Raw genomic sequence first — 13,584 nt, 5'->3', positions numbered from 1 at the left:
GTATGGCTGACCTCACGGATCTCGGCCTCTCGGAGTACGAGTCGCGGGCGTATCGCGGACTCCTCGACGTCGGGCCGGCAACTGCCAACGAGTTGTCGGACGCGAGCGGTGTGCCGATGGGCCGCATCTACGACGTGCTGGGCAGCATCGAGTCCCAGCACCTCGTGCGCTCCCAGGCGGCCAGTCGCCCGAAGAAGTACGTCGCGGTCGAACCGGAGACCGCGCTCGACCGCCTGCTCGAGGACCGCAAGCGCGAGCTCCGCGAGGAGGCCGAGCAGTACGAGTCGGTCGTCGACTCGCTCGTTCGCGACCTCGAGGGGCCGCCGAAGCCCGAGGAGGGCTTTTGGACGGCGGAGGTCGGCGCGGACGGCGCGCTCGACCTCCTCCTCGAACGCATCGCCGCCGCCGAGGAGAGCGTCGACGTCGTCTCCGGCGCCACCTCCTCGAGCTTCGACGTCCGGACCGCCTCCGACGACATCGCGGACGCCATCTCGGCGACGCTGGACCGCGGCGCCGACGTCCGCATCCTCCTCTCGCCGGCGGCCGTCGAGGCCTACCCGGACCACGGCGTCTCCGTGGCCGATTTCGGGGCGAACGACGGCTTCGAGGTCCGCGTCGGCGACGCCGTCTACGGGGACGTCATCGTCATCGACGGCACCGAGGTCTGCGTCGGCTTCCCGAACCCCGTCGAACCCGAGGAGCCGTTCGCGCTCATCGACCTCACGGACCCGGCGTTCGCCGCGCAGGTCGTCGCCGAGTTCGAGCGCGGCTGGGAGGCGGCGGACGCGGTCGCGGACGCGCGCGCCGACGGCGGCTGTCCGTGACTCAGTCCCCGACTTCCTCGCGGAGTTCGCCGAGTTCCGCGACGCGCTCGGCGTGCGCGTTGTGCTGGTGGATGGACTCGTCGTTCGACTGGCGCATCGTCACGACCGTCTCGCCCGGCAGGTCGTCGTAGCTCTCGACGACCTGCTCGGCCATCGAGCGCACGCAGTCCTCGACGAAGCGGGCGTTCGCGTGCGCCTCGTACGTCATGTGGTCCTCGTCCGGGCGCTTCGCGAGGTTGTAGATGCGCGCGCTCATCGACTCCTTCGCGATCTCCGCGAGGTCCATCAGGTTCACGCCGGGCGTCCCCGCCGTCTCGACGGTGAGCGTCGCGTGCCCGCGCTGGGAGTGGCCGGCTTGGGGCACCTCCTGGAGGAACGCCTTCACGTCCTCCTCGTCGACGCCGAGGTCCGCGAGCTTCTCGGCGGCGCGCGCGGACATCATCTGCTGACTGCACGGGCAGACCGTCATCCCGGTGACGCGCGCGCCGACCTCCTCGCGCGTCTCCTCGCCCTCGCGCGCCGTCGCGGACGCCACGATGTCGATGGTGCCCTGCGTCGCGCGCTCGGACTCCGGCGTCTCCTCGCGCGTCATGTACGTCGCCTCCATCGACACCACCGCTCGGGATGTGTAGTCGTGTTTCGCGAGCAGGCGGTCGGCGGCCTCCCCGCAGACGTCCTCGACCTGATAGGTGGGCTCGTCGACGGCGGACTGGAGCGTCTCGTCGATGACCTCCATGTTCCGGCTCATGTCGATGCCCTTGCGCTCGCGCGGGAGGTCGACGTACACCTCGAACTCCGCCGTCAGCACGACGGGGCGCTTCCCCTCGCGCTCCAAGGTGACGAGTTTCTCGACGCCCGTGACTCCGACGTGACTCAACCCGACCGAGACGTCCGGCGCGGAGGCCTGCACGTCCGGCAGCTGTCGGTCCTTCGCCATTGAGCGCCCTTCGGAGAGCGGCCGGTTAGCGTTTGTCCTCCCGGCCCGCGCCACCTACTCGAGTTTGTTCAGCGCGCGGAAGAAGTCGCTCTCCGGGCCGGCGACGCGCGCCGGCTCCTCGGCCTGCGTCAGCGTGATGACCTCCGGAATCTCGACGTGATACCGGCTCGCGCCATCCGAGGAGACGACGACCTCGTCCGCGCCGTCGACCCGTACCGTGATCTCGGCGTCCAGCGGCACCAGCAGCGGCGGCATCGTGTCCGTCGCGCACATGTCGTTCAGGACGAACCCCTCGACGCCCGGCTGGACGAGCGGGCCGCGCTCGCTCATGTTGTACGCCGTCGACCCCGTCGGCGTCGCGACGAGCACGCCGTCCGCGTGCCCCGCCGTGTAGAGCGAGCCGTCGACGCGCACCTCCATCTCGACGCCCTGCCCGTGGCCGCGCGTCGGCCCCTGCACCACCACCTCGTTCAACGCCGGCGTCAGCGACCACTCCTGGGCGCCCGTCGCCTGCACGCGCGGCACCTCGCGCGCGCGAACGGACCCGGTCTCCCGGAAGCGCTCGAGCTCCTCGCGCACCGCCTCGACGGCGTCGTCGGGCGCGACCGCGTTCAGGAACCCCACCTCGCCGAGGTTCACGCCGAGCACCGGCGTCGACTCCGCGCCGCGCGCCGCGAAGAGGAACGTCCCGTCCCCGCCGATACTCACCACGAGGTCGCACCGGTCGAACTCCTCGACCGGCGTCCCCGGCACGTCGATCGTGTCGGCTGTCTCCGTGTCGTACCACACCTCGGCGTCCGCCTCGGTGAGCATCTCCCCGACGTCCGCCCCGAGGTAGGCCGCACGGGCGTTCCCTCGCTGAGCGACGATGCCGACGCGCATACCGCCGACGACGACGCCCTCCCCCAAAAAGGCACAGATCGATGGGGGGAACCTTCTTGCCGACGGAAACTGTCAGTACGCACTATGATGCAGGGACGCGCGACGGCAGGGGGGTCTCACCGTGTCCGGTGACGGGGACGACGACTGGCCGGACGACGAGGACGAACCCGACGAGGAGGACGCGTTCGCGGACGCGTTCGCCGGCGACGGGCCCGACGACGGTGACGACTTCGGCTTCGGCGGCGGCGGTGGTGGCGGCGACGACTTCGGCTTCGACGCCGGCGGCGACGACCCCGACCCGTCCGAGTTCGGCTTCGGCGGCGGCGGTGGCGGCGGCGACGAGTTCGAGGAGGAGTTCGAGTCCGACATCCCGCGCATCGAGTTCGGCGTCGAGGGCCTCGACAACATGGTCCAAGGAGGTATCCCCCAGCGGAGCCTCCTCGTCACCATCGGCGGCGCCGGCACCGGGAAGACCACGTTCGGCCTCCAGTTCCTCGAACAGGCCGTCCAGAACGGCGAGAAAGGCGTCTTCATCACCCTCGAGGAGTCCTACGACCGCATCGTCCAGAGCGCCGCCGAGAAGGGCTGGCCGTTCGAGGAGTACGTCCAGAACGACCAGCTCGCCGTCATCGACCTCGACCCCATCGAGATGGCGAACTCCCTCTCCAGCATCCGCAGCGAACTCCCCCACCTCATCGAGGAGTTCGGCGCCGACCGCCTCGTCCTCGACTCCGTCTCCCTCCTCGAGATGATGTACGACGACCAGGCCACCCGGCGCACCGAGATCTACGACTTCACCAAGGCCCTCAAGCGCGCCGGCGTCACGACCCTCCTCACCAGCGAAGCCTCCGACGACAACGCCTTCGCCTCCCGCCACGGCATCATCGAGTACCTCACCGACGGCGTCGTCGTCCTCCGCTACGTCCGCCCCGAGGACTTCCGCGAAACCCGTCTCGCCGTCGAGATACAGAAGATACGCGACGCCAACCACTCCCGCGAGACCAAGCCCTACGAGATCACGAACAGCGGGATTTCGGTCTATCGGCAGGCGAACATCTTCTAGGACCTTTTGCTGCGCTCGCTTCGCTCGCTTGCAAAAGCTCCACCAAAAGCGCGTCGCACCCCCTACGGGGGTGCTCGCGCCTCGCGGCTTCGCCGCGAGTGAATCGCGCGACTACCGGACTCTGACGAGCCGCTCGTCGCGCGAACGCTAGCTCAGTGATTCGCCGCCCCTCGTCGTCGGGGAGCCGTTCCGTTCACGCGTGGAGTCGTCAGCTCGGGACCGTTCGGTCACGTCGAGATGGGATACGCTACCCCGGCGAAATCACTCGAGAGCGGGTGGACTCCGGTACGGAAACCAGCGACAGAGCCGGAACGTTTTACTTGGCGCCGGTGACTGCCCTCGGTATGGCGGTCGGATTGCTGCTCGGGGGGTTCTGGCTCGGGCTCGGTGTACTGCTGTGGTGGTGGCCCGCCGCCGTCTTCGTCGCCTTCGATAACGACGACGTCACCCCGGGCGCGAGGGCGTTTGCGATAGTCGCCATGTTCTTCGGCATCCTCCTCCTCGCGATGGACGTTCCAGTCCTCAGGCTGGACTACGGCGTGCCAGCGACGGTCTCTCTCGTCGGCGTTCTCTTGCTGGTAAAGCCAGTGAACATCCTCGGGGTCGATGCGGACGGCAGGATGACGCCACGACGCGCTGGTGTCGGGCTTCTCGTGAGTGGCGTCGTGACCGCCGTTCTCACCTGAAATCGGCACTGCCGCGTGCTGCAGACGTTCTCTGTACCTATCGGGCGGTCGGCCACGCGGCTCTCTATTCCTGCCCCAATCCTTCGGTCCCGCCGAGCATCCGCGAGCGAGTGGCCGGCGGCCGCGAGCGCGGCAAAAGGGACTAGCGCACGATGGTCACGGGAATGGGTGAGCGCCGGACGACGTTCTCGGCGACGCTGCCGAGGAGGATGCGGGTGACGCCGCTGCGGCCGTGACTCCCCATGACGATGTGCTCGAAGTCGTTCTCCTCGGCGTAGTTGACGATGGTGCGCGAGGGGCGGCCGACTTCGGTGACGGTGTCGAGGGTGACGCCGTACTCGTCGGCGGTCTCCTGGGCGCTCTCGAAGAGGGTTTCGGCCTCGGATTCGGCCTGCTCGTACCACTCCTCGGAGTAGCCGGGGACGGTGGCTTGGGCGGTGTAGCCGGCCTCGATGGGGTCGATGATGTGGATGAGCGTGATGTCGTCGCTGGTGAACTCCTCGAGGGCGTACTCGAGGGCGTCCGTGGACTGCTGCGAGCTGTCGATGGGGACGAGGATTCGCGTCATACCCCGGGATTCTGTCGGGCTGTTCAAAAACGTGGGGGCCGCCGTCGCGCTCAGTCGCGCCCGTGGCGGGTGAGGCAGGTGGGGAGACCGACGAGCTCGACGGGTTCGGAGTTGTCGGGCGAGTAGACGACCATCTGGCCGGTCTCCATGTAGGGGACCTTCTCCGCGAGGCTCGCGGGGATGTTGACGCTCTTGATGGCGTCCTCGTCCCCGAGGTTGAGGACGACCTTCGTGTTGATCTGCTTGAACACGCTCTCCGCGACGTCCTGCGGGTCCTGCGTGATGAGGAAGAGCCCGAGGCGCTCCTTGCGCCCCTGCTTGGCGGCGTCGGTGAACTTCGCGACGACGTGGCGGGCTTGGACGGTGTCTGCGTCCGCGAGGAAGTTGTGCGCCTCGTCCATCCCGACGACGAGCGGCGTCTCCGCGATGCGGGGGTGGCGCGGGTCGCTGGAGAGCTTCTCGTCGACGAGGAGGCTCGCGAGCGCGAGCACGACCGTCTCGGTGGCGCGCGAGTCGCTGACGTGGTAGGTCGGCACCACGGAGAGGCGGCCCGGCTTGACGAACTGCTCGACGAGGTCGGTGATGGGGCGGGCGTCCTGGTCGAAGACGCCGTCCGGAACCCCACGAACGCGCCGGAAGACGGCCTCGTAGGTGGCTTCGTGGACCTTCCCGGACTCGTCGAGCTCCTCCTTCAGCGCGGGGTCGTCGAGGAACGCGCAGAACTCCCGGTAGGTGCCGCCGTCACCGTACTGGTCGAAGAATCGCCGGAGGAGGTCCTGCAAGGCGGGATACTGGTTGTCGTTGAGGCCGGCGGACGCGGCGAGCCACGGGCGACTGCGCGCCATGCTGAACGGGATGGTGAACGGCACCTGGTCGGCGCCGTGGTGGGCGGCGGTGTAGGTCGCGTTCCCGACCTTCGGGACGAACGCGACGGTGTCGTCGTGGCCGCCGTGGGCGATGCCCTCGCGCTCCCACCGGCGCTCGTCCTCGCGGTCGGCCTCGGGGTTGTCGTCGTGCATCTGGGCGTACTCGTCCTGCGGGTCGAACTGGACGACGGCGGCCTGCACCTCCCGGTCGCTCCCCGCCTCCACGGGATAGGTGCGGTCCTCGCTGAGGTACTGGCGGAGGACGTTCTTCGCGGTGTGGGTCTTCCCGGAGCCGGTGCCGCCGGCGACGAGCGTGTGGCGGAACGCGAGCGGGTCGCCCGTCGCGTAGTCGTCCTTCACGCGGTAGTCGATGGTCGGCGGGGTCGCGCCCGTTCGGACCTTCTCGCCGCCGACGGCGAGGTGGCCGACGAAGACGCCGGCGTCCGGTATCTTGAGCGCGGTCTTGATCTCCGCGTCGTCGTCGGCCTCGCGCACGACGGTCTCGGGCTTCGGCACGCGGTCGGGCATCCGGCGCTTCAGCTCCCCGTCGTCCCGATAGAGGACGCTGACGGGTTCGAGGTCGGCGACGAACCGGTAGTCGTCCTCGTCGATGTCGCCGCTCTGCATCGCGCGCCGCGCGTGGATCTCGTTCGCGTCGTCGCCGTGGAAGCGCCGCCCGTACTCGAGGCCGACGATCTTGCAGAAGAGCGACTCGCCGTCCGGGTAGGGCGCGACGAGATACCGCCCCAGTCGGACGTTCGAGCGGTTCGCGCTCGTGACGTACGCGCGCAGGCGCGTCTCGTCCTCGCGCTCGCCGATACGCAGGCCCTCGGAGACGGCGAGGACGCCGAGGCCGTCCCCGCCGCCGCCCTCGTAGGCGACGCGCTCGAAGGACTCGCTCGCCGTCCCGGTGTCGGTGTCCGCGCCCGCGTCGGCGTCGCGGGCGTCGCCGGCCCGGTCGGCCTCGACGTCGCCCTCCCCGTCGCCGCCGAACTCGGAGAAGTCGCCGAGGTCGCTGTCGGTCATGTGACGCGAAACACCGCGTGTCCCTAAACGTCTTTTCGTCTCACGGGGTCGCCGCACGCCTTTTGCCCGCGCGCGGCGTACGGGGTGTCATGCTACTCGTTCGGGGCTCGGCGGCGGGCACCACACTCACCGGCACGGTGTACGAGCGCGGCGAGGACGCCCCATCGTTCAAGGGCGCGCCCGACGAGCAGGCGCCCTACGTCTGGGTCTGCGACGAGTTCTACGAGGTCGAGAGCGGCGGCCTCGTCCAGAAGGTCGACGGCGAGGACGTCCACGTCGCCTTCGAGTCGCCGATGCCGCGCGGCTTCGACACGCGCGACCAGGCCGTCGCGGCGGCGCGCGAGCACGTCCGCACGCAGTTCGCGCGCATCGGCGTCGACCCCGAGGACGTCGAAATCGAGGTCGAGCGCGAGCACTAGTCGTTAGCCGCCGAGCCCCCACCGGTCGACGTCGTAGCCCTCCCGGGGTTCGGTCTCCATCGCGTCGGCCATCGCGTCGACGAGCTGGCGTTTCTCGCTGACGCTGATGCGCGCGAGTTCGTCCGCCCGCCCGACGGCGTCCGGCGGGCCGCCGGCGGCGGCGACGTCCCGCACGAGCTGGTCGGTGACGCGCTCGCGGACGCCGTCGTCCTCCGCGAAGACGCGCGGGAGCTCGGCCTTGTAGACGGTGTCCGTTCGCGGGTCGTAGAGCACGCAGAACGCGACCTCGTAGGACTCGGCGTCGAGCGCGAGGTCGAGGTCGAGGCGGCCGCCGAGCGTCGAGAACTCCCGGTCGTACCCCACCCGAGAGAGGAACCAGTTCGTGTACGCGAGGTCCGAGGTCAGGCGCTCGCCCCGGTCGTCGCGGCGCTCCAAGAGCTGGCCGAAGAGCTCCGCGTCGTCGAGCCACGGCGCGTGCGTCTTCGCGTCGAGCGCGCGGACGATGCCGCGCGCGGAGACGTTCTTCACGAACCCCCCGACGACGGTGTCCGTCTCGACGGCGCGCTCGACGAGGCCGAGGTAGTTCTCGATGACGCGGCGCGTCAGGCCGTCCTCGGCGGGGAGGGCGGCGAGCTCCTCGTTCTGGTCGAGCCAGTTCGTCACGAGCTTCGGGTAGAGCGGGCCGTCGAGGAGGAGGAACTCCGCCACCGAATCGAAGTGCGCGTGGGCGTGCTCGCTCTCCGCGAGGTAGAGCGAGAGCGCGTGGACGACGGCGCGCTCATTGCGCTCGACGTGGGGCGCGTCGATTGCCTGCCCGCGCCAGTAGCCCTCGTCCTGTCGCGTCCACGCCTCGGGGTCGAACGGGCGCGGTTTCGCGGTGCGGTCGCGCCGAAGCATCGTCGCGATGACGGTGCGGTGGCGGTGGGTGCCGGTGTCGCCGGGCGCGACGCCCATCGCGGCCTGCGCGACGTCGAGGACGATGCCGTTCTTGAACGCGCGCGGGTTGATGGTGCCCGAATCGAGGCCGTGGACGGCGTCGAAGGCGGGGTCGCTCGCGCCGGCCTCGGTGAGGTCGGCGAGGTAGCGCGCCTGCTCGTCGATTGGGCGGAGGACGGCGCCGTCGTCGTAGAGCGGGTCGAAGTAGGTCTCCCACACGGCCTCGGCGTCCGCGCGGTGCTCGGCCTCGTCGACGTCGCCACCCACGTCGCGCACGAGGTCGGGGATGCCAGCGAAGTGGACGGGGTCGAGAGTCATACTCGTGGATGCCGGCGGACGCGCTTCAAATCGGCGGTGTCGCGCGTCGCCCGCGCGTCCCTCCGGGTCGTCCGTGAACGACGATGCCGAAGAGTAGTTAGGACGCGCCCGCGAGGGGTGCAGTATGCGAGCGGCACTCGTCATTCTGGACGGCTGGGGACTCGGCGACCACGACCGACTGGACGCGGTGAAGGCGGCGGAGACGCCGAACGTCGACCGCTACACCCGAACCGGTGCGTCGGGGACGCTGACGACGCACGGCCGCGACGTCGGCCTCCCGGAGGGCCAGATGGGGAACTCCGAGGTCGGCCACCTCACCATCGGCTCCGGCCGCGTCGTCATGCAGGAGTACACCCGCATCAACGACGCCATCGCGGCGGGCGAGCTCCGCGAGAACGACGCCATCCGTGGGGCGTTCGACCACGCGGACGAGAACGGCGGGCGCGTCCACTTCATGGGCCTCGTCTCGGACGGCGGCGTCCACGCCGACCACGAGCACCTGCACGCGCTCATCGAGGCCGCCGCCGACTACGGCGTCGAGGCGACGACGCACGCCTTCACGGACGGCCGCGACACCTCGCCGAAGGGCGGCGAGGGCTACCTCCGCACGCTGGAGGAGGTCGTCGAGAGCTACGGGACGGGCGACGTCGCCACGGTCTCCGGCCGGTACTACGCGATGGACCGCGACCAGAACTGGGAGCGCACGAAGCAGGTCTACGACGCCATCGTGAAGCGCGACGGCCAGCACCGCGCGGACTCCGCCGTCGAGGCGGTCACCGACTCCTACGAGCGCGGCGACACCGACGAGTTCGTCGACCCCACCGTCGTCCGGGGCGGCGACCGCCTCTCCGACGGCGATTCGGTGGTGTTCTTCAACTTCCGCTCGGACCGCGCGCGCCAACTCACCCGCCTGCTCGCGGACGTCCGGCCCGACGACTGGGCGTTCGAGACCGAACCGCCCGCGGTTCGCGTCTCGACGATGACGGAGTACGACCAGACGTTCGACCTCCCGGTGGCGTTCGAGCCCCACGAGCCCCAGCACACGCTCGGCGAGGTCGTCTCGGCGGCCGGGCAGACCCAACTCCGCATCGCGGAGTCCGAGAAGTACGCGCACGTCACCTACTTCCTGAACGGCGGGCGCGAAGTGGAGTTCGACGGCGAGAAGCGGCGCATCGTCGAGAGCCCGGACGTCCCGACGTACGACCAGCAACCCGAGATGAGCGCGCCCGAGGTGACCGACACCGCCATCGAGACGGTCGAGGCCGACGACCCCGACCTCCTCGTCCTCAACTACGCGAACGCGGACATGGTCGGGCACACCGGCGACTTCGACGCCGCCGTCGAGGCCGTCGAGGCCGTCGACGAGCAGGTCGGCCGCCTCGTCCCCGCGCTCCGGGAGGCGGGCGCACACGTCCACCTCACCGCCGACCACGGGAACGCCGACGACATGGGCACCCGCGAGGACCCGCACACCGCGCACACGTTCAACCCCGTGCCGTTCGTCTACCTCTCCCCGGACGGCGGCGACGGCGGCCGCGACGTCCGCGAAGGCGGGACGCTGCGCGACGTCGCGCCGACGCTCCTCGCGCACTGCGGCGTCGAGACGCCGGCCGAGATGACGGGCGCGGACCTACTCGAGTAGGCGAAACGAGCAGTCGAGCGGCGGCGCGGAGTGCGTGAGCGCGCCCATCGAAATCACGTCCGCGCCCGCCGCCGCGTACGCCGGCACGTCCCCGACGCCGATGCCGCCGCTCGCCTCCACGAGCACGGCCGGGTCGAGGCGCTCGCGCGTCGCGCGCACCGTCTCGGGCGTCGCGTTGTCCACGAGGACGACGTCCGCGCCCGCGTCGGCGGCGCGTTCGGCTTCCGATACGGTTTCTACCTCGACGTCGATGCGCGTCGCGAACGACGCACGCTCACGGACTCGCTCGACGGCCTCCTCGAGGCCGAACGCGGCGACGTGGTTGTCCTTCACCATCGCCATGTGGCTCGCGTCGAGGCGGTGGGTGTCCCCGCCCCCCGCACGGACCGCGCGCTTCTCGACGCCCCTGAGTCCGGGCGTCGTCTTTCGCGTCGCCGCGATGGCGGTGTCGCCGCCCGCCTCGCGCGCGGCGTCGACGGCGTCGCGCGTCCGCGTCGCGATGCCCGAGGCGTGCCCGACGAGGTTCGTGGCGACGCGCTCGCCACGCAGGACGTCGCGGGTCGCCCCCTCGACGGCGAGTATCACTGCACCCGCGTCGACGCGCTCGCCGGCCTCGACGTGGGTCTCGACGTCGACGCCGAGCACGTCGAACACGACTTCGGCGGCGTCCACGCCCGCGACGGCGCCGCGCTCCTTCGCGACGAGGCGCGCGGCCGACTCGCCGGGGAGGTCGTTCGTCACGTCGTCGTGGCCGAGGTCCTCGCGGAGCCAGCGCTCGGCGTCCGCGCGCGTCACCGGCACGGGACCCCCTCCAGCGCGTGACAGCCCGCCGGCTCGGCCTCGCGGGCGGCGCGCGCGAGCAGGAGCCCTGTCGTCGCGGCGTTCCGGAGTTCGGCGACCTCGCGGGAGGGCCGCGTCCGCGCGTAGGCGTCCGTCTCGCCCTTCAGGCGGCGGAGCGCCGCGCACGCGCGCTCGAGGCCGTCGGGGTCCCGCCGGAGGCCGACGTGCTCGCCGAGCACGCGACGCAGGCGCTCGAACTTCCCGTCGACGAAGCCGTCGGGGAGCGCGGGGTCGCGCTCGGGGCGACTGGGTATCTCGGGGTCGCCGGTGACCCGCTCGCGAGTCGCGGCGTCGCGTCCCGCGCGTCGGCCCCAGACGAGGCCCTCGAGGAGGCTCGTGGAGGCGAGGCGGTTCGCGCCGTGGACGCCGGTTCGCGACACCTCGCCGACCGCGTAGAGGCGGTCGAGGCTCGTGCGGCCCCGGTCGTCGACGGCGACGCCGCCGCAGAGGAAGTGCTCGGCGGGCGCGACCGGAATCGAGGTGGGGTCGTGGCCGGCGTCGCTGACGCGCTCGCGGAGCGCCGGGAACGCGCCCGCGAAGTCGACGGGCGTCGTGTCGAGGACGACGCCGCCGGTGCGCTCGCGCTCGTCCGCGACGGCGCGCGCGACGACGTCCCGCGGCGCGAGCTCGGCGTCCTCGTGGACGGCGGGCATGAAGCGCTCGCCGTCGGCGTTCCGCAACAGCGCGCCCGCGCCGCGCACCGCCTCGCTGACGAGCACGGGCTCCTCGCCGACCGTCGCGGTCGGGTGGAACTGGACGTACGCGAGGTCCTCGACGGTGGCGCCGGCGCGCGCGGCCATCGCGAGGCCGTCGCCCGTCGCGGTGTCCGGGTTCGTCGAGCGCGGGAAGCACGCGCCGACGCCGCCCGTCGCGAGCACCGTCGCGTCCGCGAGTTCGGCTTCTTTCGACCCGTCCGGCCGGTCGAGGAGAGCGCCGCGAACGCGACCCTCCTCGGTGAGCAACTCGAGCGCCGCCGTGTCCTCGCGTACTGTCACGCGAGGGTGGTCGTCGAGGTGCGCGAGGAACGGCGCGAGGACGTGTCTGCCCGTCTCCGCGCCGACGTGTCGGATGCGGTCCGTGGAGTGGGCGGCCTCGCGCCCGTAGTCGTCCGCGAACGGGACGCCGAGGCGCTCGACGAGCACCGATTCGACGGCGTCGTCCGCGTTCTCGACGAGCGTCTCGACGGCGTGCGGGTCACAGCGGCCGTCGCCCGCCTCGAGGACGTCGGCGGCGAACGCGTCGGGGTCGCCCCGCGAGACGGCGATTCCGCCCTGCGCCCAGTGCGTCGTCGTCTCCGCCGGCCGCGTCGCTTTCGTCGCGAGCACGACCTCCGCGCCGCTCTCGGCGGCGGCGAGCGCGGCGCTACACCCCGCGATGCCGCTCCCGAGGACGAGCACCTGCGTCATAGTTCGAGCATCCGGTCGAGGGCGACTTCGGCGCTGCGCGCGACGTCGGGGTCGACGCTGACGACGTTGCGCTCGACGCCGTCCGCGAGGCCCTCGAGTATCCACGTGAGGTAGTTCGGGTCGACCTGTCGCATCGCGTTGCAGTCCATGCAGGCGTCACCGCAGAGCGCGACGACGTCCGTCTCGTGCCAGCGGTCGAGGTGCTCGACGAGGTGGATTTCGGTGCCGACGACCACCGTCTCCTCGGAGCCGGCGTCGGCGACGGCCTCGGTGATGGTCGCCGTGCTCCCCGTCTCGTCGGCGGCGGCGACGACCTCGGGGCGACACTCGGGGTGGACGACCACCGTCGCGTCCGGGTGGGCGTCGCGGGCGTCCGCGACGTGGTCGGCGGTGAAGCGCTCGTGGACCTGGCAGTAGCCGTCCCAGAGGACGACGTCGGCGTCGCCGAGGTCGCCGCTCGACTCGTCGGCCCACGGGTCGAACTCGACGACGGAGTCGAGGCCCATCGCGTTCGCGGTGTTCCGCCCGAGGTGCTTGTCCGGGAGGAACACCACGGTGTCGCCCCGGGAGAGCGCCCACTCGAAGGCGGCGTCCGCGTTCGAGGACGTGCAGACGAGGCCGCCGTGCTCGGCGCAGAACGCCTTCAGGTCCGCGTAGGAGTTCATGTAGGTGATCGGGACGACGTCGCCCTCGGTCGCGCGCTCGATGCGCTCCCACGCGGCGTCGACCTGGAGGGCTTCGGCCATCCCCGCCATCGGACACGAGGCCTCCATCGAGGGGAGGAGGACGGTCTGCTCGTCGTCCGTGAGGAGGTCCGCGCTCTCCGCCATGAACGTCACCCCGCAGAAGACGACGTGCTCGGCGTCTGAGTCGGCGGCGTACTCGCTCAGCTGGTAGGAGTCGCCGACGTGGTCGGCGTGCTCGACGATTTCGCGGCGCTGGTAGTTGTGTCCGAGGACGAGGACGTCGTCGCCCAGCGCCTCGCGCGCCGCCGCGATACGCTGTCCGCGTTCCGTCTCCGAGAGGTCGCGGTAGTCGGACGGGAGCGCTTCGAGGTTGCCGTATTTGAACAAGCTCAGTTCGCTATCGACTTCTGTCGTCTCCATCTGGACCATGATCGGGTGCTGTCTTGCTAGCGCCATAGAGAGAGCTATGTGAAAAAGATTCGTCT

The 13,584-nt window shown here is 70.9% G+C and carries 13 protein-coding genes; 5 read left to right on the top strand and 8 right to left on the bottom strand.

Annotation, left to right across the window (positions count from 1 at the left end; genetic code table 11):
- Positions 1-2: 2 nt before the first annotated feature.
- Entirely contained in the window at positions 3-824 is an 822-nt protein-coding gene (locus EFA46_RS02010) for a TrmB family transcriptional regulator (RefSeq protein WP_123075240.1), read from the top strand.
- A 1-nt stretch (position 825) separates the two neighbouring features.
- On the opposite strand, the gene mptA is transcribed toward EFA46_RS02010, so the two are convergent.
- Both mptA and EFA46_RS02000 read right to left on the bottom strand, forming a co-directional pair.
- A complete protein-coding gene (gene mptA, locus EFA46_RS02005; protein WP_123075242.1) occupies positions 826-1,761 on the bottom strand; it encodes a GTP cyclohydrolase MptA in 936 nt (311 codons plus the stop codon).
- 54 nt (positions 1,762-1,815) lie between these two features.
- A complete protein-coding gene (locus EFA46_RS02000) occupies positions 1,816-2,643 on the bottom strand; it encodes an NAD(+)/NADH kinase (RefSeq protein ID WP_123075244.1) in 828 nt (275 codons plus the stop codon).
- A gap of 121 nt (positions 2,644-2,764) precedes the next feature.
- On the opposite strand from EFA46_RS02000, the gene EFA46_RS01995 reads away from it, so the two are divergent.
- The gene (locus tag EFA46_RS01995; protein ID WP_123075246.1) at positions 2,765-3,706 is read left to right on the top strand and encodes a KaiC domain-containing protein; all 942 of its coding nucleotides are present in this window, start codon (positions 2,765-2,767) and stop codon (positions 3,704-3,706) included.
- A 344-nt stretch (positions 3,707-4,050) separates the two neighbouring features.
- On the top strand, positions 4,051-4,392 hold the full coding sequence (locus EFA46_RS01990) for a hypothetical protein (protein ID WP_123075248.1): 342 nt from the start codon (positions 4,051-4,053) through the stop codon (positions 4,390-4,392).
- Positions 4,393-4,534: 142 nt separating this feature from the next.
- Here EFA46_RS01990 and EFA46_RS01985 read toward each other — a convergent pair whose 3' ends face one another.
- Complete coding sequence (locus EFA46_RS01985; protein ID WP_123075250.1) at positions 4,535-4,960, bottom strand: universal stress protein; 426 nt, start codon at positions 4,958-4,960, stop codon at positions 4,535-4,537.
- A gap of 50 nt (positions 4,961-5,010) precedes the next feature.
- Positions 5,011-6,852, bottom strand: a complete 1,842-nt coding sequence (locus EFA46_RS01980) for an ATP-binding protein (protein WP_123075252.1) — start codon at positions 6,850-6,852, stop codon at positions 5,011-5,013.
- Between the two features lie 89 nt (positions 6,853-6,941).
- Between EFA46_RS01980 and EFA46_RS01975 the strand changes: the two genes are divergently transcribed.
- Positions 6,942-7,271: a hypothetical protein gene (locus EFA46_RS01975; RefSeq protein WP_123075254.1), complete on the top strand. Its 330-nt coding sequence runs from the start codon at positions 6,942-6,944 to the stop codon at positions 7,269-7,271.
- A gap of 3 nt (positions 7,272-7,274) precedes the next feature.
- On the opposite strand, the gene EFA46_RS01970 is transcribed toward EFA46_RS01975, so the two are convergent.
- On the bottom strand, positions 7,275-8,525 hold the full coding sequence (locus EFA46_RS01970; RefSeq protein WP_123075256.1) for a DNA double-strand break repair nuclease NurA: 1,251 nt from the start codon (positions 8,523-8,525) through the stop codon (positions 7,275-7,277).
- A 124-nt stretch (positions 8,526-8,649) separates the two neighbouring features.
- Here EFA46_RS01970 and gpmI point away from each other — a divergent pair, with 124 nt between their 5' ends.
- Positions 8,650-10,167 (top strand): 2,3-bisphosphoglycerate-independent phosphoglycerate mutase, encoded by a 1,518-nt coding sequence (gene gpmI / locus EFA46_RS01965; protein WP_123075258.1) that lies wholly within the window; start codon positions 8,650-8,652, stop codon positions 10,165-10,167.
- On the opposite strand, the gene nadC is transcribed toward gpmI, so the two are convergent.
- Genes nadC through nadA form a run of 3 tightly spaced genes read right to left on the bottom strand, consistent with a single transcriptional unit; the run spans position 10,156 to position 13,519 of the window.
- Entirely contained in the window at positions 10,156-10,968 is an 813-nt protein-coding gene (gene nadC, locus EFA46_RS01960) for a carboxylating nicotinate-nucleotide diphosphorylase (protein WP_123075260.1), read from the bottom strand. The genes gpmI and nadC overlap by 12 nt on opposite strands.
- Positions 10,959-12,413, bottom strand: a complete 1,455-nt coding sequence (locus tag EFA46_RS01955; protein WP_123075262.1) for an L-aspartate oxidase — start codon at positions 12,411-12,413, stop codon at positions 10,959-10,961. Before EFA46_RS01955 ends, nadC begins: the two co-directional genes overlap by 10 nt.
- Entirely contained in the window at positions 12,410-13,519 is a 1,110-nt protein-coding gene (gene nadA, locus EFA46_RS01950) for a quinolinate synthase NadA (protein ID WP_176969873.1), read from the bottom strand. Before nadA ends, EFA46_RS01955 begins: the two co-directional genes overlap by 4 nt.
- Positions 13,520-13,584: the final 65 nt, after the last annotated feature.

This window comes from Halarchaeum sp. CBA1220 (assembly GCF_003721175.2).
Lineage (GTDB): Archaea > Halobacteriota > Halobacteria > Halobacteriales > Halobacteriaceae > Halarchaeum > Halarchaeum grantii.
This window is presented reverse-complemented; position numbering and strand designations above follow the sequence as displayed.